The sequence below is a fragment of the Thermodesulfovibrio sp. 1176 genome, from assembly GCF_029946585.1.
Taxonomy (GTDB): Bacteria; Nitrospirota; Thermodesulfovibrionia; order Thermodesulfovibrionales; family Thermodesulfovibrionaceae; genus Thermodesulfovibrio.
Genome location: NZ_JARZRZ010000001.1, coordinates 470528 through 495211, shown reverse-complemented (window position 1 = coordinate 495211; position 24684 = coordinate 470528). Strand labels below are relative to the sequence as shown.

Sequence of the window (24684 nt, the reverse complement as noted above, 5' to 3'; positions counted from 1 at the left end):
AGTCTATTGTTTATTCAAGTTTAATAAAATTTTAAATTGCCGATAAAATTATGTTTTGGACTATTTCGTCATTCTGACCCTGAGCTTAAGCGAAGGAGAAGAATCTCCACAGGAAACCCTTCGGCTTCGCCTCAAGGTGACAGGTAAAAAAGGGTGACAATAAAGATATCAATCTGAAAAAAAGATGTCATTCTAAAAATCAGGAAAATCGGCTTATTTTTGGATACTCCCATTTATTTCAAGGCAGGCGCTGAGTCAAGCCAAAGGGCTCAGTAAGGTGCTTCGGGATATTGAACACCTAGGGATAACGATATACAAGAAAGAAATACTTTTTTTAATCGATATTTCAGAAACAACTGAAAAAATGCGATATCCTATGATATTATAAAACTATGTTAAATCCCGAATTTTTTGATGCTGTTTCCTTTAATTGCGATGTCTCTGATGCTAAATATTGGGGATATTTTTCAATCTGTACTTTACTCTTACGACTAAGACAACTTTTTAGGGTTGAAAGAGACCTTGAACCATGGGAGAGGATTAACAATGATGAGATTCTTCCATGGATTGAAAAAAAAGAGGAAAAATGGAAAGAACTTGAAAATGCTCAATTAATTCAATTGAAAATTGATGGTAAATCTTATCAACCCTTTGATATTGAAGGAATAAATGATAATACCATAAAAAATGGATTTATTTATGGAGCAGGTTATGCCTTATTTATGAAACCAAGTTTTTTTGTTGGCTTAATATATAAACATGAAAAAATTGATAGTTACAACATCTTCTTTATTGATAAAGAAATAGTAAGAGATCTTTTTTCATCATCGGGTATGAGTATTGGAAACACAATCTATATAAGATTGACAGATATAAAATACAGGCTTTGGGAAGATTTGCAGGGATGGATAAATAAAAAAAGGACTTTTTATGAACGTACTTTATCAAAATTCGGGAATCCAGTTGATTGGGAATATCCCTTTGAAGAATTTAGAAGTCTTGTTGATATATATTCCAAAATCGTACTATATCATGAAATAGCAGAACTGCAAGAAAATATTCCTCAATGGAATGAAATTATAAAAAGATGTGACAACTCAAAGACAGAATATATTTTAAGAGGAATTAAAGATTTTATTGCTGATTTTTCAGAAAAAGGTCCTTTATATAAAGCCATTATTGAAAAAGATAAAGAACTTCTCAGTTTATATATCCTCACACAAGGTGCCTATCAAAAAAAGATATTAAAACAAGTTATCTTACAAATAGAAAAAGCATTGCTATCAGAGGATTGGGGAAAAATTGAAGAAATCAGAAAAATAGAGTATGAAAAATGGAAAAACAATCATGACAAAATATTAGAAATCTATAAAATACAAGGATTTGATGCAGTTAAAAATTTAACAAATAGAATATTTGAAGGAGGAACAAATTGAAAGAACTCATTCAAACTATTGAAAAACTATCACAAAAACTCCACAATAAAGTAAATCTTATGGAAGTATGTGGAACGCATACAGTTTCTATATTCAGACATGGTATAAGAAGCCTGATTCCATCAAACATTAAACTTCTTAGTGGTCCTGGATGTCCAGTTTGTGTAACACCAATAGAAGACATTGATAGAATGATTTATATTGCAAAACAACCAAATGTGATTCTTACAACTTTCGGAGATATGATGAGAGTGCCAGGAAGCAATGGTTCTCTCTATAAAGCAAAAGCTGAAGGAGTTGATGTAAGAATGGTTTATTCACCACTTGATGCATTAAGAGTTGCTCAAGAAAACAAAGATAAAAAAGTAGTGTTTTTTGCTGTAGGATTTGAAACCACTTCTCCTCTTATAGCTGCAACCCTTTTTGAGGCAGATAGAAAAAATATTGAAAATTTCTATATTTATTCAGTCCATAAATTAGTTCCTCCAGCATTGGAAGTTCTTGTAAATACAGAAGAACTTAAACTTGATGGATTTATTCTTCCAGGACATGTAAGCACAATTATAGGAAGCAAACCCTATGAAGTTATTTCTCAAAGATATAGAAAAGCATGCGTTATTACAGGATTTGATGCCGATGATATTTTGCAGTCAATAGTAATGCTTTTAAAACAGGTTATTGAGAATACTCCAAAGGTTGAAATACAATACAAAGACGCTGTAAAAGTAGAAGGGAATCCAAAGGCAGTTGAATTTATATATCGATATTTTGAGTCTGCTGACAGTAACTGGCGTGGAATAGGAATAATTCCTAACAGCGGACTTAAACTTAAACCAGAATATTCATATAGAGATGCTGAAAAAATTTTTGAAATACCTCTATTTCAGTCAAAGGAACCAAAGGGATGTCAATGCGGTCTTATATTAAGAGGAGTAAAACTTCCTCCCGAATGTCCACTCTTTGGAAAGCTTTGCACACCTGAGAATCCTGTTGGAGCCTGTATGGTCAGCTCTGAAGGAAGTTGTGCTGCCTATTACAAATATGGAAGAAATTAATTAGATTAAATAAAGGGGAAGTACTCCCAGAATCAAGGTGCCCAAGGCACACAGAAAAATTGCTATTTTAAGTTCCAATGAAATTAAGGGTTTTGGTGACTTAACAGGTTCTTTCATATACATATACATTACTATTTTTAAGTAATAGTAGGCAGAAACAACAGTAAATACAACAGCAATAATTACTAACCATGTAAATCCTGCCTTTACGGCTTGAAGAAATATATAAAACTTAACTAAGAATCCTGCTGTTGGAGGTACTCCTGTAAGGGAAAACATGAATATCAACATTGCCAAAGCAAGGGCAGGATGAAATTTATGAAGTCCTTTATAGTTTTCAATATTCTCTTCATTGAAGGCAATTACCATTGCAAAGGCTCCTATGTTCATGAGCGTATAAATAAGCATATAAACAACAACTGCATTAAATCCTGTCTGTGTTCCCACAATCAATCCAATTATTATATAACCAGCATGGGCTATACTTGAATATGCAAGCATTCTTTTTATGTTCCTTTGAACAAGTGCAAAGAGATTTCCTACTGCCATTGTTAAAATAGAAAGCACTATAAGAAAACTACTCCAATCAATGTAGTAATCTTTGAAGAGCTCAATTAAAATTCTTCCAAAGGCACCAAGAATAGCAACTTTTGGTAATGTAGAGATAAAAGCTGTAACTGGAGTTGGAGCTCCTTCATATACATCAGGTGCCCACATATGAAAGGGAACTAATGCTACTTTAAAACAAAGTCCAATTATAAAAAGACCAAGCCCTATATATGACAAAGGATTAGGGGCCCCCAAAAAGTCCATGACTTTTTGGGGTGTCCCATAGTTTGAAAGAGCCTTTACTAACAATGGAAAATCTGTAGTATTGGCTACACCATAAATAAAAGCAATTCCGAAAAGCATAATTGCAGTGGAGACTCCGCCAAGCATAAAGTATTTAATTGCCGCTTCATTTGACCTTACATCATATCTTCTTATTCCAACAAGAACATATAAGCTTAAAGACATTAACTCAAAGGAGACAAAAAAGCTTATTAACTCTCTTGCTGACACAAGAAGCATCATACCAAGGGCTGAAAATAAGATTAAAGCTACACTCTCATTAAGCAAAATAAGCTTTTCTTTTAAATAAGAATTAAGAACGAACAAAGATATAATAGTTCCAATAATCACAATAAGCTTTAAATATATTGCCAAAAAATCATTCAAAAACATTCCACCAAAGGCTTCACCTTCAAAAGAGGGTGTAATTAACGCAAGAATTAGTAAAAATATCACAGAACTCCATACTAAGATTTCATTTCTAATTTTTAATAAACCAACAAGTAAGATTAATGAAGCAAAACCTGTAAGAAGTATTTCTGGAATTAATGCTTCAAAATTTAAAGGAACCTGTGGAATAGTCATTTTGTAGCCCCCGATACTATTACATGATTAATTAATGCTTTAACTGACTCATCCATAAAACTTAAAAGAGCATTTGGATAAAATCCAATCCAAAGCACTGCTATAGTAAGAGGGATAAGGGTGAGAATCTCTCTTGCATTTAAATCTCCATAACCATTTATATGATGTGAAAAATAAGGATTTGTTTTTTCAAAGAAAACTTTTTGATAAAGCCATAGCATATAACCTGCACCTATGATTAACGCAGTTGCTGACAGAACACTCATAAGTTTCCAAGCTTTAAATGCTCCAAGAAGTATCAAAAATTCACCAATAAATCCATTTGTTCCTGGAAGTCCAATAGAGGCAAGCGTAAAAACCATAAAGAATACTGAATAGGCAGGCATGACTGTAGCAACTCCTCCATAGTGAGCTATTTCACGGGTATGGGTTCTTTGATAAATCATTCCAACGCATAAAAACAAAGCTCCTGTAACAATTCCATGATTTATCATCTGAAGAATTCCACCCTGAATACCCTGCTGATTTAAAGCAAAAATTCCAAGAGTAATAAAACCCATATGACTTACAGAACTGTATGCAATAAGGCGTTTGAGGTCTCTTTGCACAAGACATATTAATGCGCCATAGATAATTGCAATAACAGAAAGAACTATCATGTAGGGCTTCATTGCCAAAGTAGCTTCAGGAAACATAGGAAGATTAAATCTTAGGAATCCATATGCTCCCATTTTGATTAGGATACCTGCAAGAATAACACTTCCTGCAGTGGGAGCCTCTGTATGAGCATCAGGAAGCCATGTGTGAACTGGCCACATAGGAACTTTAACTGCAAAAGCTGCAAAGAATGCCCAGAATAGCCAAAGTTGCATTTTATATGGATAGGAAATTTTCATTAGAGTAAGAATATCAGAGGTTCCTGTGTGGAAATAAAGAACCAAAATTCCAACTAACATTAATACTGAACCAACAAAGGTATACAAAAAGAATTTTATTGCTGAGTAAATTCTTCTTGGCCCACCCCATACTCCAATAATTAGATACATTGGAATAAGCATTGCTTCCCAGAATATGTAAAAAAGAAAAATATCAAGGCTCATAAAAACTCCAATCATTGCTGAATGGGTAAGAAGCAAAGATGCATAAAACTCTTTTATTTTTTTATCAATCTCTTTCCATGAAACAGTAACACATAAAATTGTAAGAAGACTGCTAAGTAAAATAAAGAGAACACTTATTCCATCTACTCCGAGAGAATACTTAATTCCCCATTGAGGAATCCATAAATACTCTTCCCTAAACTGCATCTCATGAGAGGCTTTGTTAAAGGAAAGATATAGTGGAATACTAAGAATAAACTCAATTATTGAAATTATAAGCGTTGAAAGTTTTATTAATTCTTTTTTATCTCTTGGAAGTATAGCTATAAAAGCAGCACCGACAATAGGGAAAAATATAAGAGTTGAAAGTATAGGAAACTCTAAATTATTCGCAGCAACTCCAAAACTTATGATAGAACCACCAATTAATGTAATAAGTAAAAGGGAAATCAAAAGGTGTTTTCTTAGTTCCCTGTAAATACTATTTTGAACTACTGTTTCTTCATGCATTTTCAACCTCACATACTAAGAATCACTAAAACAAAAACAATTATTCCCAAAATCATAAATATTGCATACTGCTGAAGTTGTCCTGTTTGAACTGGTCTTATAAGGCTGCCTATTTTATAAATAAGAGCAGGAACTCCATTAACAATTCCTTCTATTATCTTTATATCAGTAAATTTCTCTATGAATTTATCTGAAAGCCATAAAGTTGGTTTTACAAAAAGTAAACTGTAAAGTTCATCTACATAGTATTTATTCCATAGAACTTTGTATACTCCTTTAAAGGTGTTTGTTAACTTTTCTGGTATCGTCGGTTTTGCAATATACATATACCATGCAAGAGTAATTCCAAGTAAACCTGCAATGATAGAGACTACCATGACAATGTTTTTCTGTTCATGGGATATTGCAAGTTTTGATTCACCTAATAAAGGTTCAAGAAAGTGAGGGACTGAAAAGTATCCAACAAGGATAGAACCAATTGCAAGAACTATTAATGGAATAGTCATCACTGATGGAGATTCATGAACATGTTTAAATTCCTCTTTAGTTCCTCTAAACTTACCGTGGAAGGCAACAAAAACTATTCGGAAGGTATAAAAAGCTGTAAGAGCTGCGGTAATTGTTAAAAGAAGCCAAACAAATTTTCCATAGGGTTTAGAAGATGCAAAGGCATACAATAGGATTTCTTCTTTACTGAAAAATCCTGACAAACCCGGAATTCCTGAAATCGTCAATGCAGCTATTAAGAAAGTTATATATGTAATGGGCATTTTCTTTTTTAGTCCACCCATTTTATAAATATCCAGCTGACCAGCCATTGCATGCATTACACTTCCTGCTCCTAAAAACAACAAAGCTTTAAAGAAAGCATGAGTATAAAGATGAAATACACCAGCACCATAGGCAACTACTCCGCAGGCAGCAAACATATATCCAATCTGGCTTATCGTTGAATAGGCAATAATGCGTTTCATATCTCTTTGAACAAGTCCTATTGTTGCTGAGTAAAAGGCTGTTACAGCCCCAGTAATTGCTACAACTGCAAGAGCTGTCTCTGAGAGATTGTATAGAGGACCGAGCCTGCTTACCATAAATACTCCTGCGGTAACCATTGTGGCAGCGTGAATTAAAGCACTTACAGGTGTGGGACCTTCCATAGCATCAGGTAGCCACACATAAAGAGGAATCTGTGCTGATTTTCCAATAGCACCACAAAAAAGAAGTAAAGCAATAAGAGTGATTAAATCAACATGCCATCCGAGTATATTTACTGTTTTACCCTGAAGTTCAGGAATTTTCTGAAAAACATCTGTGTAATTTAAAGTATAAACACTGATAAAAAGAAGAAAGATTCCAATAGCAAAACCAAAATCACCTATTCTATTAACAATAAAGGCTTTTTTACCTGCATCAGAGGCTGATTTCTTTTGATACCAGAAGGCTATTAAAAAGTATGAACATAATCCTACTGCTTCCCATCCAAAATAAAGCATAACCAAGTTATTACCCATTACTAAAACAAGCATTGAAAATACAAAAAGATTGAGATAAGCAAAATATCTTGGATATCCTGGGTCTCCATGCATATATCCAACAGAGTAAACATGAATAAGCCAGCCAACAAAGCATACAACAAAGAGCATTACTGCAGTGAGTTGGTCTATAAGATAGCCAAAGCTAATTTTTAAATCATCCGATAGTATCCATGTATAGAGGTTATATTCAATAGTCTTACCCTGAAAAACCTCTGAAATTGCAAAAAGGGAAAAGACTAAAGAACCAAATACAGAAAGGTTTCCTACCCAGCTTACCAATTTCGTGCTTACAAATCTTCCAAGCAGAATATTAAAAAGAAATCCAGCAAGAGGAAAAAGTAAGATTAAAACATAATATTTTTCCATCTTAACCTCTCAGATTATTAATCTCATCAGAGTGATTAATACCAATATTTCTAACAATAGCAAGAACAATGGCAAGACCAATAACAGCCTCAGAGGCGGCAATTGCTATTGAAAATAAAACAAAAATCTGTCCTGTAAAATTTGCATTGTAATAGCTAAAGGATGCAAAGGCAATATTTACAGCATTAAACATAATTTCAAGACACATAAGCATTACAATCAGATCTCTCCTTATAATAAAACCAATTAAACCTATACTGAATAATGTTGCACTCAATATTAAATACCAACTAAGAGGAATCATTTCCCATCCCTTTCAATAGGAGTCTTTTTTGCAATAATAATTCCTCCTATAAGAGCAATCAATAAAACAAGAGCAAGTATTTCAAAAGGCAAAAGATAATAGGAATAAAGGAGCTTACCAAGTAAAGTTGTATCAGAGTAAGTTAAGACATTTTGATTTGATGTAACATTGCTTAGGAAAATATAAAGACTTGCAAAGAAAATTAAACTAACAGCTAAACCTATGAAAGAAAATCTTACAAATCTTTTATGCCTTAACTCTTCTCGGAGATTCATAACCATTATAGCAAAAATAAACAGAGCTAAAACTCCTCCTACATAAACAATAATCTGAATAATCATTAAAAATTCAGCATTTAAAAAAAGAAAAACTGCTGCAATATGAAGAAGAAAAATTAATAGGGAAAAAGCGCTATGAATAATGTTCTTTGAAGCAATTACAGCAATACTTAAAATACAAAGGCTTACAAAAAAATATATAAAAAAAGCATGTTCAATTATTGGATTCATTTTTTTCCTCCTTTTTTATCTCAACAAATCTTCTAATGGGAATAGGCTTTTGCTCTCTTTTTGTCTTAGGCCATCTTGAAGGATTTATACCTGGTGGTTGCCAGAATTTATTGAAATAAAAATCATCTTTCCATTTACTTGCAAAATCATCCCAGTTTTTAAGAAGTTGTTCTTTATTAAAAATCAATTCTTTTCTTGTATAGGAGGAATACTCATAATCTTCTGTTAAAACCAAAGCACAAACTGGACAGGCTTCAACGCAGTATGCACAATAAATACATTTTGAGGCATCAATAATATAATCTACAACAACCATTTTGTTTTCTCTTTTTTCTCTTTTGATATAAATACATCTTGAAGGACAAACTGTTGAACATCTCATACATCCGATACATTTATCATTTTCTGTAAAAGGATCTCTAACAAGAGCATGTCTTCCTCTGAAACCATCATAGACTTCTCTTCGTTCAAGAGGATACTGGATGGTTACAGATTTACTGAAAAGCATCCTTAATGTAAGGAAAAGCCCTTTAAAAATCTCAATCAAAAAAATTTTATTTATTACTTCTTTAAGCTTCATTTTCCTCTCAGTAGTAGTATTTAACAATTGAGGTAACAACAATATTTACCAAAGCTAATGGAATTAACACCTTCCAACCAATTGCCATAAGTTGGTCATATCTATATCTTGGTAAAGTACCTCTTAGCCAGAAAAATAAGAATATATGAAAATAAACCTTTATAAGAAACCATACAAACCCTGGAACAAATTCAAGGATAGGAAAAGCCTTTATCAAAATTGGCGGAGCAGTCCAACCTCCCCAGAAACATATTGTTGCAAGTGCAGACATAGAAAACATTGCAAGGTATTCAGCAAGATAAAAGAGAGAAAATCTTATTCCAGAGTATTCAACAAAATAACCTGCAACAAGCTCTGTTTCAGCTTCTGGAAGGTCAAAAGGTAATCTGTTAGTCTCTGCCAACATTGCTACTACAAAAACAAAATAGGCAATAATCTGAGGGAATAAAAACATTCCATACCAGTATTCAGTTTGTTTGTTAACTATCTCTGTCAAATTAAAAGATTCTGCCATCAATATAACACCAACAAGGCTTAATCCCAGAGCTACCTCATAACTTACCATCTGTGCTGCAGACCGGAGACCTCCTAAGAATGCATATTTTGAATTTGATGCCCATCCTGAAAAAATAATTCCATATGTTCCAATTCCTGCAATACCAATAACATAAAGTAAACCTACATTTATATCTGCAATAACCCAATTTTTATTTACAGGAATTACAGCAAAGGTGCTTAATGCAGCTGTTAAACTTATGATGGGGGCTATTTTAAAAATTGTTTTGTCTACTTTTGCTGGGACAATATCTTCCTTAAAAAGAAGCTTAACAACATCTGCAATTGGTTGAAGGATTCCATGGGGACCTACAACCATAGGACCAAGCCTTAACTGAATATGTCCGATTATTTTTCTTTCTGCATAGGTAGCATAGGCAACATGAAGCATGAGAATTCCAAAATAAACTGCTGTTTTAATAATTGTTATTGCAATGATATAAAGAGTATCCATTATCTATCACACTCTCCTAAAACTATGTCTATTGAACCAATATTTGCTATAACATCTGCCACTAAGGAGCCTTCACATAATTTCGGTAAAACTCCTGCATGAACAAAGGATGGTGCACGAACTCTCATTCTGTAAGGCTTAGAGGAATCATCACAGATAATATAAAATCCAAGTTCTCCACGCGGAGCCTCTACTGAGGCATAAACTTCTGTAAACTTTTGTATAAATTCTTGAATTTGTTTATCTTCAATGTATATTTCAAAAATAATATCTTTTTTATCAATTTTTAGGGGTGACTCTGGCATTCTTATTCGTAAAGCATTATCAGCAAGAATAGGACCTTCAGGAAGTTTTTCAATGCATTGTTTAATGATTCTTGCAGACTGCCTGAACTCAAGCATTCTGCAGCGGTATCTGTCATATACATCACCATTTTTACCAACAGGAACTTCAAAATCTACTTTATCATAAGCATCATAGGGGAAAAATTTTCTAACATCATAATAAACACCAGAACCTCTTAATGTAGGACCTGTTAATCCCCAGTTTATAGCTTCTTGAGCTGTAATAACTCCAACTCCTTTAGTCCTTTTAAGCCATACTCTGTTACGGTCTATTAATGTTTCATACTCTTCTACTTTTTTGGGAAACTTCTCTATGAAGTTATAAAGTTTATCAAGGAATCTGTTGTTAACATCACATCTTACACCACCAACTCTTGGATAACTTACAGTTAATCTTGCACCTGTTACCATTTCAAACATTTCAAGGAGTTCTTCCCTGTCTCGCATAGCATACAAAAAAACTGTCATTGCACCAATGTCAAGAGCATGGGTTGCGATCCATACAAGATGACTACATATTCTTGCCATTTCTGCCATCATTGTTCTTATAAACTTTGCTCTTTCTGGAACTTCAATACCCATGAGTTTTTCAATGGCAACACAAAATCCTTCATTGTTTACCATACTTGAAAGATAATCCACTCTATCAGTAAGAGGAAGACTTTGTACGTAAGTTAAGTCTTCAGAAAGCTTTTCAATTCCCCTATGTAAGTAACCTATATGGGGAATGCATTTTTTTATTATTTCTCCTTCAAGCTCAAGAACAAGACGTAAAACTCCATGAGTTGCTGGATGCTGTGGTCCCATATTTACTGTGAGTTCTTTTATTGTTATTCCTTTATTCTGCATTTTCCTTCCAAGCCTTTGCGCTTTCTTTTAATTCTTTATATGTTTCCCATTCTTTATCACCAAGGTCACTTTTTACAGGATAATCCTTTCTTAAAGGAAAGCCTTTCCAGTCTTCAGGCATTAGTATTCTTCTAAGATCTGGATGCCCCTTAAAATGAATACCAAACATGTCAAAACATTCTCTTTCAAACCAGTTAGCTGTTGCCCATAAATCTGTAACAGAATCTATACAACATCCATGCTCAGGCACCTGTGCCTTTACTCTTATTCGATGTCTATGCTTAATTGACATTAGATGATAAACAACATCAAAACGAGGCTCTCTGAAACCAAGATAATCAACTGCTGTGAGGTCTACAAGATAGTCAAATTCCAAGCCTGGAGTATTTTTAAGGTATCTTAAAATTTCTTTTATTTTTTCTTTTGTTACAACAATTGAGCACTCATCTCGAAAACATACAAACCACAAAACTTCTTTAGGAAATCTCTCTCTAATCTTTTTCACTATTTCTGCAGGATTCATAACTACACCTTCTTTGAGATTTATCAATTAAGCAAACACCAGAAATGCAACCTCTTTTAAGATAAGGTTCATTTTTAATTTTTTCCTGTAATTTTAATAATCCCTCAATTAAGGCTTCAGGTCTTGGAGGGCATCCAGGAATATAAACATCTACTGGTAAAATTTCATCAACACCCTGAACAGTGCTGTAAGTATTAAAAACTCCACCACTACAGGCACAACTTCCCATTGCAATAACATATCTTGGCTCTGGCATTTGATGATAAAGATTAACTAATACTGGAGCCATTTTTTTTGCAACTGTGCCTGCAATTATCATGACATCAGACTGTCTTGGTGTGGCTCTCATAATAATTCCAAATCTGTCAAGGTCATAATGGGATGCAGCAGTTGCCATCATTTCTATAGCACAGCAGGCAAGTCCAAATGTAAGAGGCCATAGAGAAGAACGTCTTCCCCAACTTGCTATTTTATTGATTGTTGTAATAATAGTATTAGCTGCTGGAATTACTTTAAAACCCTCCTCTATTTCTACAACCTCTGTTGTCTTATCAATAACGTATATCATTCTTTGCTCCAATTGAAAACTTTTTTACCAATTGCATAAAAGTAGCCAATTAACAAAATAAAAATGAAAAGATACATCTCTAATAAGGCGTAAAAACCGATTTTTTTGTAAACTAATGCCCAGGGATAAAGGAAAATTATTTCAACATCAAAAATAACGAAAACCAAAGCAACAATATAAAATTTTACATTAAATCTCTCCCATGTATCTTCAGTTGAGGGAATCCCACATTCATAGGGCGTTAATTTTAACGTATAAGGTCTTTTAGGACGAATCAATCTACTTATTAAAAGCATAGAGAACCCGATAATAAATGAAATAATTATCACTATCAGAACAGGCAAATATCTTTGTGTTAAAGCATCTTGACCCATTTACCACCTTTAAAAAAGTGATAGCTAATAGTATAACAAAAATAAAGAAAAAAAAGAACGGCTCTCTGTTAATTAAACAAAGAGCCGAAAAGATTTTACTTAGCTTCTTCTTTTGAAGAAAACATCTCTTCTTCTTTTAAAAGTCTTTCCCAGTTTTTATCAATCATCTCTTGAATTTGTTCAATTAATTTTTCTTTTCCTGGCTCGAAAAGATGTTTGAATCTTCCTTGAGCTTTCAAAAATTCAACTACAGGCTTTTTCTCTTTTGGTTTATATGTAACGCGAGTAACTCCATTTTCAACTTCATAGAGAGGCCAAAAACAGGTTTCAACAGCAAGTCTGCTAAGCAGTATAGCATCATCTGTTCTTGTTCTCCATCCACGATTACAGGGAGTGAAAATATTCATAAATTTTGGACCTTCAATTTCAAGGGCTTTTCTTACTTTTTTCATAAGATCAGGCCAGTGCGATGGTGCAGCCTGTGCAACATAAGGAATTCCGTGGGCTGCCATAATTTTTGTTAAATCCTTTCTTGGTTGAGGTTTACCAGGGATTACAGAACCTGCTGGACAGGTTGTTGTATCTGCATAGGTTGGAGTAGCACCAGAACGCTGAATTCCTGTATTCATATATGCTTCGTTGTTGTAACATACATAGAGCATATTATGCCAGCGCTCCATCGCGCCAGAAAGACTCTGAAAGCCGATATCATAGGTTCCGCCATCTCCACAAATTGCTATAAATTTTATGTCTTTATCAAGTTTTCCTTGCTTTTTCAAAGATCTATACATTGTTTCAACGCCACTTAATGTTGCTGCAGCATTTTCAAAGGCTTGATGAATCCATGGCACTTTCCATGCAGTATATGTTGATATACATGAGGAAACCTCAAGACATCCTGTAGAAGATGCCACAACAACAGGCCAGTCACAGGCGGCAAGCAGTATCATTTTAACCACAGTTGGTGCTGCACATCCAGCACATAGCCTATGCCCTGAAGTAAATCTTAACTCCTGCTTTGAAAGTTCTTTTAGATTTAATGGTGTTGCCATTTTACTCCCTCACTCCAATGTATTCTTTAAGTATTTTTACTTTTCCTGTTTTTGCAATTTTCTGCAACTCTTCAATCACTTGTTGAGCATGTTCTGGCATATAGTCTCTTCCACCAAGTCCGTATATTCTGTTGATTAAAATTGGTTTTTCTTTAAAATTACAAAGGCTTGCTGCAATATCAAGATAAAGAGGACCAAAGGAGCCACCAAAGCCATCGGCTCTATCAAGGACGCATACCGCCTTTAAATGTTTAAGAGCCTCTCCCACTTCTTCATAAGGAAAGGGTCTGAAAAGCCTTGGTTTAAGGAGTCCTACTTTTACTCCTTGAGCTCTATATTCATCTATAACATCCTTTGTTGTTCCAGCTGCCGAGTTTAAAATAACAACCCCGATTTCTGCATCATCGAGCCTATAAGCTTCAAAAAGTCCATAACTTCTACCTGATATTTTTTTAAACTCCTTTGCCACTTCCAGAACAACCTTTGGCACCTTTTTATAAACCTCTGCCTGAGACCTTCTTACTTCCATGTATAAATCAGTGAGAATCAATGGACCATAACTTTTAGGTTTATCTACATCTAAAAGAGGATAAAGAGGTTTATACTCACCAACAAACTTCTTAACAAGCTCATCATCAAGATACTCAATTCGTTCTATTGAATGGCTTATTATAAAGCCATCATAACAAATCATTACAGGAAGTCTTATATCCATATGTTCAGCAATTCTGAATGCCTGAATTGTGTTATCATAGGCTTCCTGAGCATTTTCACTCCATAGCTGAATCCAGCCACTGTCCCTTGCACCCATTGCATCTGAATGATCACAATGAATGTTGATTGGTGCTGAAAGGGCTCTATTAACAACAGGCATTACAATTGGAAGTCTAAATCCTGAGGCAATAAATAAAATTTCCCATGCAAGAGCAAGTCCCTGTGATGCTGTTGCAGTTGCCACTCTTCCACCTGCTGCTGCAGCTCCTACACAGGCACTTAATGCTGAATGTTCACTTTCAACAAGAACAAGCTCTGTTTTAACTTTGCCATCGGAAACAAAAGAGGCAAATCTCTGCATAAGCTCTGTTTGAGGAGTTATTGGATAGGCTGCACATACATCAGGTTCTACCTGACGAAAGGCATTTGCTACTGCTTCATTGCCTGTTACTGCCACTACCTTGGTCATTACTTTACCTCCTCTTCCATTACAATTGCTTTATTTCCTTTTTTACCAGGACATTCAAGGGCACAAAGTCCGCAGCCTTTACAGTAGTCAAAATCAAAATCCTGTCTTTTTCCATCCTTAACTTTTACAGCATTGTCTGGACAGTAAAGCCAGCAAAGAAGACATTGAATGCAGTTTTCCTCAATCCATCTTGGTCTAAAGGCTCTCCATGAACCAGTTTTAATCTTAAGAGCGCTTCCTGGTTCAAGAATTACCATTCCTGGTGGTATATCTTTCCATCCCATCATCCTTCTTTCACCTCCTCGTAACCTCTCTTTACAGCCAAGAGGTTACCATCAATTATTTTCTGAGCAAACTTTTTTCCAAAGCTTTTTTTAACATCTTCAAGAAGTATTTCTAAGTCAACTAAACCCGTTACTCTGTTTAAAGCACCAACCATTGGTGAGTTCGGCATCGGTCTTCCAAAGCATTCAAGAGCAATTTTTGTAGCATCTACAACATAGATTTTTTGTGTTGATTTTAGTTTAAGTTTCTCTCTTAGTTCCTTTGGATCTTTAGAAGAATTAACAATAAAGGAAGCATTATCTTTTGCTCCTTCTGTAACATCAATGCTTTCTATCAATGTGGGGTCAACAACTACAACAACATCTGGATTTGAAACTGGACAATGCATTCTGAGTTCCTTTGAACTTATTCTATTGTATGCTCTGAGTGGTGCTCCTGCTCTTTCAGGACCATACTCGGGAAATGCCTGAACATATCTACCACCGCTCAAACAAGCATCTGCAAAAACCTTCGCAGCAGTAACCGTTCCCTGTCCTCCCCTTCCATGCCATCTGACTTCAATCTTTTCCATAAAACACCTCTCAAAATTAAATTTCTAAATATTTTAACAAAATAAGTTTAAATTTGCAAGATTAATAATGAAATAAAAATTTTTTATAATTAAATTAAGAAAAAAGGGGAGGATTAAATCCTCCCCTTTTTTAGATTGATTATTTCTTGACTTCTTCAGTGGATTTATGAGCAAGATATTTTATGAATGAAGATGTAGTTGAGCCACTTCTTCCTATAAGGGTTCTTAATACAGAGCCCCAGAATGCAACAGACTCGGATATTCTCGGATTCTCTGCAAGTTTGTAAACCTTCGGTGCATCCTTAAGGGCAAAAACTACTCCTAATCCACCAAGATCTGTTTCTCCATAGAGTTTGAATCCCTTTGCCTTTGCTTCCTTTATTAGAGTATCTCTGTCTCCATACTTAATTGCTCCTGTTGGACAGGTCTTTGCACAAGCTGGTGTTAGTTTTGCACGAACCCTGTCAATGCACATGTGACACTTAGCAATCTTACCTTTTCCACCCTGGTCATACCTTGGTATGTCAAAGGGACAAGCAGATTTACAGGCATGGCAGGCTATGCATTTGTTCTTGTCGTAATAGACAATACCCGTTTCTTTATCCTTAATCAATGCTCCTACAGGACAAATCTGAACACAGGCAGGCTCTCCACAGTGCATGCATCTGTGGCTTACAAAGAGCCAGCGAAGTCCCTTTGTATCAGCATACTCAATAAAACGAATTCTATTGAAGTTGTTTGCATCAAGATCTGGTGGATTTTCATGAGTTCCATTATTCTTTGTCTTTGAAGCTGGAAGCTGATTCCACTCCTTGCAAGCTACCTGACAGCCTCTACATCCTATACATATATCTGGTGTTATTAATAATCCCTTACGTGCCATTTTTCACCTCCTATGCCTTCTCTATATTTACCATGAATGCCTTTGATTCAGGAGTCATAACATTAGCATCACCAACTGAAGGAGTAAGAATATTTGCACTATCACCACCAGAACCATCCTTTGGCCATCTCCAACCATAATGCCATGGTAATCCAACAATGTGAATAGTTTGTCCCATAACTTTCATTGGCTGAAGTCTTGGAGTAACAATTGCAATTGCCCATATTTTCCCTCTTGCTGAAGAAACTATGACTTTGTCTCCACTCTTTATTCCCTTTTCCTTTGCTAAAACAGGGTCTATTTCTGCAAAAATCTGTGGCTCCATTTCAAGTAACCAGTCTGTATGTCTTGTCATTACTCCAGTCTGCCAGTGTTCAGTTACTCTGTATGTTGTTCCAACATAGGGATATCTTGTATCACAGTAAACAAAAACATCAGCTTCTGTTTCAAATAGCTTTACTGTCGGATTTATTCTATGTTTTTTATATAACGGATTCTCTTGAAATGGACATTCAAGAGGTTCATAATGAGTTGGAAATGGTCCATCTGCAAGTCCCGAACCAAATAGTGCTCCTACTCCCAGTGGCTTCATAATAAATGGAAGTCTTCCACCTTCCATTGCAAGTGGTGGCTGAGGTCCGTCAGGCACATCACCTACCCATTTCTTATTTTCCGCATCCCATTTAATTACAGCTCTCTTTGGATCCCAAGGATTACCCTGTGGGTCAACACTCGCACGGTTATAAACTATTCTTCTGTTTAAGGGCCATGCCCATGCCCAGTTTGGATATAATCCAAGGCCTGTTGGGTCTTCCTTTCCTCTTCTTGCCATCATATTGCCAGCATCTGTATAGGAACCACACAATATCCAATTTCCGCAGGCAGTTGAACCGTCATCCCTTAAAAGGACAAAGCTTGGAATTTGTTGTCCTTTCTTGTATGATTTTTTATCAATAGGATGTTCTGCTATATCTTCGGTAAAGTATCCATTCATTTCCTTTGCAACTTTATGAATATCAAAATGTTTAATTTTTCCGTATTTATCTTTTTCTCCATAATTCCAAGTAAGATTAATGATTGGCTCAGGAAATGCTCCTTTTTCCTTTTCATAAAGTTTCTTCACTCTAAAATAAAGTTCGTTTATAATTTCTGCATCTGCCATACATTTTCCCGGAGGATTTACTGCCTTATATCTCCATTGTAATACTCTACTTGAGTTTGTTACGGATCCTTCTTTTTCAACTGATGATGCAGCGGGCAGGAAGAATACTTCTGTTTTTATTTTCTTTGGATCCATTCCAGGACCTTTCCAAAAGGAAGATGTTTCATTATCCCATAGATTTACACATACAAGCCAATCAAGTTTTGCAAGAGCTTTTCTTGTTTTATTAGAATTTCCACCAGAACATGCAGGATTCTGCCCCCAGGCAAAAAATCCTTTTATATTGCCTTTGTACATCTCATCAAATAAAAAGAGCCATGAGTAATTCTTTCCATCCTCTCTTTTTGGTAGATAACTATAACAGAAATCATTATCTTTTGTTGCTTTATCTCCATATAAAGCTTTCAAATAACTAACAATATACTTTGGTCTGTTTGACCACCAGTTTACACTTTTTGGTTCCTTTGTCTTTGGTGTATATTTTTCAATATATGTTTTAAGGTCAATATCAGAGGCAACAGGTGTTGGGTTGTATCCAGTCAGAATATGGAATAATAATCCCTCATCCGTTGAACCTTGAACATTTGATTCACCTCTTTGAGCCATGAATCCACCACCAGCCATACCTATGTTTCCAAGAAGTAGCTGAATGATTGCAAAAGCTCTTATATTTTGAGAACCAACTGTATGCTGAGTCCATCCCATTGCATAGGATATGGAACAGGTTTTATCAGGTTTTCCAGTGGAAGCGATAATTTTATATGCCTCTTCAATTTTATCTTTTGGTGCACCTGTTATACTTGATACAGTATCTATTGTATATCTTGAATAATGCTTCTTAAGCAATTGGAATACGCATCGAGGGTCTTGAAGAGTTGGATCCTTTTTAGGAATTCCATTTTCATCAAGCTGAAATTTCCATGTAGCTCTGTCATAGGACCTCTTTTTCTCATCATATCCTGAAAATACTCCATCAAGCTCATCGGGTAGCTTGAAATTCGGATCTACAAGAAATGATGCATCAGTATAATGTAAAACATAGTCTCTGAAGTAAAGATTATTATCAATAATATATTTAATTAATCCACCAAGAAATACTATATCAGTTCCTGGACGAATAGGAACATAAAGATCAGCCTTTGATGCTGTTCTTGTAAAGCGAGGATCAACAACAATAAGCTTTGCTCCTCTTTCTTCCTTTGCTTTCATTATCCATTTCATTGATATAGGATGGTTTTCAGCAGTGTTACCTCCCATATTTAAAATGACATCGGAATTTTTAAAATCATTCCAAGGACTTGTCATTACTCCTCTACCAAACGACTCTGCCAGAGCCGCTACAGTAGGAGCATGTCATATTCGTGCCTGATGTTCAATATAAACAAGCCCCCATGAACGCAATAATTTTGAAAGTAGATAACATTCTTCATTGTCTAAAGCCGCTGAACCAACATGAGCAATAGCATCTACTCTGTTTACTACCTGCCCTTTGTCATTTTTTGTTATAAAATACTTATCCCTTGTGTTCTTAACAAGACGGGCTATCTTGTTTAAGGCTTCTTCCCAGCTAATCTTTTTCCATTCAGTAGCCCCTGGTGCACGATATAGGGGTTCAGTTACTCTGTAAGGATTGTTTGCCATCTGATATACTGATGCTCCTTTAGGACAAAGAGCACCTTCATTAATTGGGCTGTCTGGATCACCCTCTGTGTTAATTACCTTTCCATCCTTAACAGATACAATGATGCTACAACCAACAGAACAGTAAGGACAAATTGTTGTTGTCTCCTTAGCACCCTTTGTTCTCAGCTCTGCCGCATAGGCTTTTGCTGGATCAAGATTAAGCCCGAGTGAGCTAAGAAGAAAGGCACCTGTAGAGATTTTCAAAAAACTTCGTCTCGTAAGCTCCATATAACCTCCTCCTTATATAGTTTTTAAAAAATAAGGGGAACTTGAGGCTTCATACCTAAAACGTTCCCCTCTTCCACCGATTAAACTTTTTAGGGGGCTGTATGGAAAAGTTAATCGGTTCATCTATTTAAATCTATAAACAATTTTTATGCCATAGGAATTTTCTATAAAACTCAATAAATTTCAGATACAAATGGATGCAACTTTAGTTGCTAAACAAATAAATTAGAAAAAATTCTTTCAGGGGTTCTTTTTTTTGTGAAGTCTTTTATTAAGGGCTTGCCTTGTTATGCCAAGCATTGAAGCTGCAATACCCTGATTTCCCTTTGCCCTTCTTAATGCTTCATTGACAAGCAATTCTTCCATTTCCTTTAATGTAGGAAGTTTCTCAGGAAATCTCATTTGAATGTAAAACTTTACTATCTCACTTTTAAGTTCCTTATCTATTGAATTACTAATATCTACCATGTCTTTAAAAACTTCTAAAGAAAGAATGTGAGATTTACATCGTGCCACTGCATCGTAAACTATCATTTTTAATTCTCTTATATTCCCCGGAAAATTATAATTCATTAAAAGTATTAATAATTCTTCCGGATACTTAGGAGGCTTCTTGCCCAACTGTTTTGCAGATTCAGTAATAAAATATTCAAGTAAAATTGGAATGTCATCCTTTCTTTCTCTTAAAGGGGGTAAATGGACATGATGGGCTTTAAGTCTGTAAAATAAATCTTTCCTGAATTTTCCATTATTAACTATTTCAAGTATGTCCTGATTAGTCGCACATATTATCCTTGCATCGGTACTTTTTGGGACATCTGAACCAAGAGGATAATAAACTTTTTCCTGAATAACTCTTAAAAGCTTAAGTTGAGAGGCTTCGGCAAGGTCACCAATTTCATCAAGAAAAAGAGTTCCTCCCTTTGCCTTTGCAATAAGCCCTTCTCTACCTGAAATAGCTCCTGTAAAGGCTCCCTTTCTGTGACCAAAAAGTGTGTCAGAAAACATTGTATCATCAAGTCCTGCCACATTGACTGCTACAAAATCTCCCCTTTTACCGCTAACTTTATGAATTGCTCTTGCAATAAGTTCTTTACCTGTTCCTGTTTCGCCTGTTATCAGAATAGGTTGGTCTGTCTTTGATATTACCTCTATATATTTAAAAATACCTATCATTTTTTGATTTATTGTGACGATTTCTGAAAAGGCTTCTTTATGTTCAAGTTTATCTTCTATTAATCTATACTTTAATCCTAAAATCTCTTCCTTTAATCGGTTCATCTCCAATGCTTTTTTTATTGATGAAATGAGCTTATTTTTCTCAACGGGTTTTAAAAGATAATCACAGGCACCTATTTTCATGCATTCAACAGCTGTCTCTATTTCTTTTATTGCTGTTAGGATAATAACGGGAATTTCAGGATGCTCAATTGTTAAATATTTCAGAAGTTCAAAACCTGAGACATGGGGCATAGAAAGATCAAGGAGTATAACAGAAAAAGTTCTCTCCTTTAAAAGGATCGGAAGTTCTCGAGGGTCTTGAATTAAAACAACATCATTAATTCCTGCTTGTTTCAGAATAAGTGAATAGGTATATAAAGAATCCTTTTCATCATCTACAATTGCTATAGAATAATTAAAATTTTCCATCTTTATCAAAATAGGGTAAATAAATGATTACCTGAGTTCCTCTATTTTCCTCTGAATTTATATTAATTTCTCCACCAAATTCTTCTATTAAGGATTTTGAAAGATAAAGGCCAAGACCTGAACCACCAGAGGAATATTTAGTTGAGAAAAAAGGTTCAAATACATAAGGCATTATATCTTTAGGGATTCCAATACCTTCGTCTCTAATTTCAATATATATTCTATCTCCTTTTATACCTGTAGACAGAAACACTCCCCTTTTTCTGTCAGGTAATGCCTGTAAAGCATTTATTAACAAATTTATTATGACTTGTTCAATTTTTTGCATACTACCTTTTATTTTAGGCAATTCCTCTGTGAGAGTAAGATTGAAATTTTCAGTATACATAAAAATATGATGGTAAAGAATGGTAACAACTCTTCTTACAACTTCATTAATATCAATGATTGAAGATTCTGATTTTAAACCTTCCTTAATATATTTTCTAAAATTATCAACGGTATCTGAAATTCTGTTAATTCCTTCTATGATTGAAATCATAATTCGAGGAATAATCTTGTCAACCTCTGAAGATGATATTCCTCCTAATAAAAATTCACCATTTTCAATTTCATATTCCTTAACAAGATTAAAAATATCCTGCCAACACTGAAAGGTAATTTTTAAATTATTGATCATAAAATTACAGATATTGTTTATTTCATGAGATATGCTTGAAGTAACAAGGTCTATTGATTTTAGTTTATCCTGCATTATCAACTGGGCATTTCTTTTTCTTTTTTCTTCTTTCTTTTTTATCTTTTCTGTTATATCTTGAAATTTAAAAAATATAACTCTATAATCTTCTTGTGCAACAGGATATAAACTAAAAAGTAAAATTCCCTTAGTTCCGTCATCTTTTCTATAACTTATAACTCTTTGTTCTTCTTTGGTATGACAATCATGAATTAATTTAATAAAATTTCTGTATTCCTGTTCTTCAAAAAACTCTGATAAATCTAATTTATCACCTAAAAAATCCCTTGCAGGCTGATTCATATAGATTATTTCACATCCTTCAGGGTAAAAAATTATTAAAGGTTCAGGATAGAACTCTAAAAATTTAAAAAAAATTTCTCCCAATTGGGGTTCTGTATGAAATATCTTCATCTGATCCTTATTTTTCCTTTTCCTTTTATTATCTCCCCAATCAAGTAGGCTCTGTATCCTTTATTATTTATCAGGGATAATGTTTTCTTAATATCTTGACTGTCAACTACAAAAATGTAACCTATTCCCATATTGAAAACTTTAAACATCTCTGCTTCAGTTATTTTGCCAATTTTTTGAATAAGTTGAAATATTGGATGAATTTCCCAATTATTTTTATAAATCACGGCAGTTTTACCTTTAGGGAAAATTCTTGGCAGATTTCCAGGAATTCCGCCACCTGTTATATGTGCCATCCCTTTGATTTTAACCTTTCCCTTAAGGGCAAAATAGGCTTTAACATAAATTTCAGTAGGTTTCAATAATTCCTCAGCAATACTGCAACCCAAATCAGAAACATACTGGTCAGTCTTCATTTTTCCTATATCAAAGATCACTTTTCTTACAAGAGAAAAACCATTGCTGTGTAGTCCTGATGAAGCAACACCTATTATGGCGTCTCCTTCTTTTATTTCTGCTCCATTAATTATTTCACTTTTGTTAACAACTCCGACAGCAAAACCTGAAAGGTCATATTCATTTTTCTTGTAAAATCCAGGCATTTCAGCTGTCTCCCCACCTATAAGTGCACAACCTGCCTGTCTACATCCTTCAACGATTCCTTTTATAACCTGAGAGGCTTTTTCAGCATCAAGTTTTCCTGTGGCAAAATAATCAAGAAAAAACATAGGCTCTGCACCGAGCGTTAAAATATCATTCACGCACATAGCAACAAGGTCTATACCTACTGTGTCATGTTTATCTGCTTGAAAGGCTATTTTAAGTTTTGTTCCAACTCCATCTGTTCCACTTACCAAAACAGGTTCTTTATATTTTCTTATGTCCAATTTAAACAAGCCTGCAAAAAGTCCTATATCAGTGAGTACTTCTTTACGAAAGGTAGTTTTAACCATAGGAGAAATCATTTTTACAAATTTTTCTGCCTCATCAATATCAACTCCTGCTTTCTTATAACTAATACTCATAAAACCTCCCTGATTTTCATACTTATATCAACTGCCTTAGCTGAATGAGTTAAAGCACCAATAGATATGAAATCTACACCTGTAAGAGCAATTTCTCTTATGTTGTCAAGATTTACTCCTCCTGAAGCTTCAATTAAAACCTTGTCTTTTGCAATTTCAACAGCCTTTTTCATTGTTTCAACATCCATATTATCAAGCATTACAATATCTGCTCCTGCCCGAATAGCTTTTTCAAGTTCTTCAATATTTTTTACCTCAACTTCAATTTTATGATAAATGTTGTTTTTTTTTGCTTTTATTACCGCATCTTCTACAGAGCCTGCTATTTTTATGTGATTGTCTTTAATTAAAATGGCATCATATAAAGCAAAGCGATGATTACTCCCTCCTCCGATCTTTACAGCATATTTTTCCATAAATCGTAATCCTGGAGTTGTTTTTCTTGTATCGAGAATTTTTACTGGAAGGTCTTCAACCTTTTTAACAAACTCTCTTGTAAAAGTTGCAATTCCAGAAAGTCTTTGTAATAGATTTAAAGCAGTTCTTTCACCGGCAAGTAAAAATCTTGCATTGCCCTTCAAAGAAGCAATAACACTACCTTTTTCAATAAAATCACCATCATTGTAATTTTCTTTTAAGAAAAAATTACTTGATTCCATATATTTTGAAAGGATTGAAAAAAATCTTTTTAAAAAAGGAATCCCTGCAAGAATCATGTTTTCTTTGCAAATAATTTCTGCAATCGCTATGGATTTCTGAGGGATAATTATTTCTGAAGTTATATCACCAATTCCAACATCTTCTAATATTGCTATTTTAAAAAGCTCATCAACAAGGAAATGGAACATTATTTTTTAAGAAAAAGCCTTAAAAGTCCGTAAATTCCTCCTGCAACAGCGGTAACTGCAAGAGCACTCTTCCAGTCAAAAAGAGTTGTCACATTACCCTGAATATTATTTCCTATTACAATCATACTTGCAGAGTTTTTAACTTCTACATTATTTCCTATTACTATGCCTGATGCTGATCTTTTCAGTTCTACCTCTTGTCTACCAATAGCAATGGGACAAAGGGAAAAATTTACATCAGTCTTTTCTCCCATTGAAATTCCGCTTATGCACTGATTCATATTTAACTCATTGGATTTCACAAAACCTATAGCTCCCTGAGTAATCTCAGCTTTTTCTGTATCAACACTTAATGCACATATTTGTTGCATTTCTGCAGTCCCTGCTTCTATAGCTTTGACAGTACTTTGCTTTATAGTCAAAAATTCAGCTTCAACAATATCCATATTCTGTCCTTCGATTTCTATTTTTTCTTCCATTTTTCCC

At 34.5% G+C, this 24684-nt stretch carries 24 protein-coding genes; 2 read left to right on the top strand and 22 right to left on the bottom strand.

All coding sequences use genetic code 11. The features are described 5' to 3' along the window. Window positions 1-392: 392 nt before the first annotated feature. Together QI155_RS02660 and hypD are read left to right on the top strand one after the other, a co-directional pair. Window positions 393-1436, top strand: coding sequence for an Sfum_1244 family protein (locus tag QI155_RS02660; RefSeq protein WP_068861444.1), 1044 nt, complete (start codon window positions 393-395; stop codon window positions 1434-1436). Continuing rightward, the gene (gene hypD / locus QI155_RS02655) at window positions 1433-2491 is read left to right on the top strand and encodes a hydrogenase formation protein HypD (RefSeq protein WP_281321025.1); all 1059 of its coding nucleotides are present in this window, start codon (window positions 1433-1435) and stop codon (window positions 2489-2491) included. The genes QI155_RS02660 and hypD overlap by 4 nt, the downstream gene beginning before the upstream one ends. Here the strand turns inward: hypD and QI155_RS02650 are convergent, their stop codons facing one another. The 22 genes from QI155_RS02650 to QI155_RS02545 form a co-directional block, all read right to left on the bottom strand. Then, complete coding sequence (locus QI155_RS02650) at window positions 2492-3907, bottom strand: NADH-quinone oxidoreductase subunit N (RefSeq protein ID WP_281321024.1); 1416 nt, start codon at window positions 3905-3907, stop codon at window positions 2492-2494. Then, window positions 3904-5517 (bottom strand): NADH-quinone oxidoreductase subunit M, encoded by a 1614-nt coding sequence (locus QI155_RS02645; protein WP_083200148.1) that lies wholly within the window; start codon window positions 5515-5517, stop codon window positions 3904-3906. The genes QI155_RS02650 and QI155_RS02645 overlap by 4 nt, the downstream gene beginning before the upstream one ends. A gap of 8 nt (window positions 5518-5525) precedes the next feature. After that, a complete protein-coding gene (gene nuoL, locus QI155_RS02640) occupies window positions 5526-7418 on the bottom strand; it encodes an NADH-quinone oxidoreductase subunit L (protein WP_281321023.1) in 1893 nt (630 codons plus the stop codon). A gap of 1 nt (window position 7419) precedes the next feature. Next, window positions 7420-7722, bottom strand: a complete 303-nt coding sequence (gene nuoK, locus QI155_RS02635; RefSeq protein WP_068861315.1) for an NADH-quinone oxidoreductase subunit NuoK — start codon at window positions 7720-7722, stop codon at window positions 7420-7422. Continuing rightward, entirely contained in the window at window positions 7719-8231 is a 513-nt protein-coding gene (locus QI155_RS02630; protein ID WP_281321022.1) for an NADH-quinone oxidoreductase subunit J, read from the bottom strand. The genes nuoK and QI155_RS02630 overlap by 4 nt, the downstream gene beginning before the upstream one ends. Next, complete coding sequence (locus QI155_RS02625; protein WP_068861317.1) at window positions 8215-8811, bottom strand: NADH-quinone oxidoreductase subunit I; 597 nt, start codon at window positions 8809-8811, stop codon at window positions 8215-8217. Before QI155_RS02625 ends, QI155_RS02630 begins: the two co-directional genes overlap by 17 nt. Window positions 8812-8818: 7 nt before the next feature. Then, window positions 8819-9820: an NADH-quinone oxidoreductase subunit NuoH gene (gene nuoH, locus QI155_RS02620; RefSeq protein WP_068861318.1), complete on the bottom strand. Its 1002-nt coding sequence runs from the start codon at window positions 9818-9820 to the stop codon at window positions 8819-8821. Continuing rightward, a complete protein-coding gene (gene nuoD / locus QI155_RS02615; protein WP_068861319.1) occupies window positions 9820-11013 on the bottom strand; it encodes an NADH dehydrogenase (quinone) subunit D in 1194 nt (397 codons plus the stop codon). Before nuoD ends, nuoH begins: the two co-directional genes overlap by 1 nt. Next, window positions 11003-11536, bottom strand: a complete 534-nt coding sequence (locus QI155_RS02610) for an NADH-quinone oxidoreductase subunit C (protein WP_068861320.1) — start codon at window positions 11534-11536, stop codon at window positions 11003-11005. The genes nuoD and QI155_RS02610 overlap by 11 nt, the downstream gene beginning before the upstream one ends. Beyond that, window positions 11505-12104 carry an NADH-quinone oxidoreductase subunit B gene (locus QI155_RS02605; protein ID WP_068861321.1) on the bottom strand — a complete coding sequence of 200 codons (600 nt, stop codon included), beginning with the start codon at window positions 12102-12104 and terminating at the stop codon, window positions 11505-11507. Before QI155_RS02605 ends, QI155_RS02610 begins: the two co-directional genes overlap by 32 nt. Further along, a complete protein-coding gene (locus tag QI155_RS02600; protein WP_068861322.1) occupies window positions 12101-12478 on the bottom strand; it encodes an NADH-quinone oxidoreductase subunit A in 378 nt (125 codons plus the stop codon). The genes QI155_RS02605 and QI155_RS02600 overlap by 4 nt, the downstream gene beginning before the upstream one ends. A gap of 95 nt (window positions 12479-12573) precedes the next feature. Continuing rightward, the gene (locus QI155_RS02595; RefSeq protein ID WP_068861323.1) at window positions 12574-13530 is read right to left on the bottom strand and encodes a thiamine pyrophosphate-dependent enzyme; all 957 of its coding nucleotides are present in this window, start codon (window positions 13528-13530) and stop codon (window positions 12574-12576) included. A 1-nt stretch (window position 13531) separates the two neighbouring features. Continuing rightward, window positions 13532-14713 (bottom strand): pyruvate ferredoxin oxidoreductase, encoded by a 1182-nt coding sequence (porA, locus tag QI155_RS02590; RefSeq protein ID WP_068861324.1) that lies wholly within the window; start codon window positions 14711-14713, stop codon window positions 13532-13534. Further along, a complete protein-coding gene (locus tag QI155_RS02585) occupies window positions 14713-14997 on the bottom strand; it encodes a 4Fe-4S binding protein (protein ID WP_254045486.1) in 285 nt (94 codons plus the stop codon). Before QI155_RS02585 ends, porA begins: the two co-directional genes overlap by 1 nt. Then, the gene (locus tag QI155_RS02580; protein WP_281321021.1) at window positions 14997-15569 is read right to left on the bottom strand and encodes a 2-oxoacid:acceptor oxidoreductase family protein; all 573 of its coding nucleotides are present in this window, start codon (window positions 15567-15569) and stop codon (window positions 14997-14999) included. The genes QI155_RS02585 and QI155_RS02580 overlap by 1 nt, the downstream gene beginning before the upstream one ends. Before the next feature lie 139 nt (window positions 15570-15708). Continuing rightward, on the bottom strand, window positions 15709-16452 hold the full coding sequence (locus tag QI155_RS02575) for a 4Fe-4S dicluster domain-containing protein (RefSeq protein ID WP_068861327.1): 744 nt from the start codon (window positions 16450-16452) through the stop codon (window positions 15709-15711). 10 nt (window positions 16453-16462) lie between these two features. After that, window positions 16463-19525 carry a formate dehydrogenase-N subunit alpha gene (gene fdnG / locus QI155_RS02570; RefSeq protein ID WP_281321020.1) on the bottom strand — a complete coding sequence of 1021 codons (3063 nt, stop codon included), beginning with the start codon at window positions 19523-19525 and terminating at the stop codon, window positions 16463-16465. A gap of 240 nt (window positions 19526-19765) precedes the next feature. After that, window positions 19766-21175, bottom strand: a complete 1410-nt coding sequence (locus QI155_RS02565; RefSeq protein WP_068861242.1) for a sigma-54 dependent transcriptional regulator — start codon at window positions 21173-21175, stop codon at window positions 19766-19768. Then, window positions 21162-22325 (bottom strand): PAS domain-containing sensor histidine kinase, encoded by a 1164-nt coding sequence (locus QI155_RS02560; RefSeq protein ID WP_068861243.1) that lies wholly within the window; start codon window positions 22323-22325, stop codon window positions 21162-21164. Before QI155_RS02560 ends, QI155_RS02565 begins: the two co-directional genes overlap by 14 nt. Beyond that, on the bottom strand, window positions 22322-23344 hold the full coding sequence (purM, locus tag QI155_RS02555; protein WP_068861256.1) for a phosphoribosylformylglycinamidine cyclo-ligase: 1023 nt from the start codon (window positions 23342-23344) through the stop codon (window positions 22322-22324). Before purM ends, QI155_RS02560 begins: the two co-directional genes overlap by 4 nt. Before the next feature lie 2 nt (window positions 23345-23346). After that, window positions 23347-24198 (bottom strand): carboxylating nicotinate-nucleotide diphosphorylase, encoded by an 852-nt coding sequence (gene nadC / locus QI155_RS02550; protein WP_281321019.1) that lies wholly within the window; start codon window positions 24196-24198, stop codon window positions 23347-23349. Next, window positions 24198-24677: a hypothetical protein gene (locus tag QI155_RS02545; RefSeq protein ID WP_068861244.1), complete on the bottom strand. Its 480-nt coding sequence runs from the start codon at window positions 24675-24677 to the stop codon at window positions 24198-24200. Before QI155_RS02545 ends, nadC begins: the two co-directional genes overlap by 1 nt. Window positions 24678-24684 lie beyond the last annotated feature (7 nt).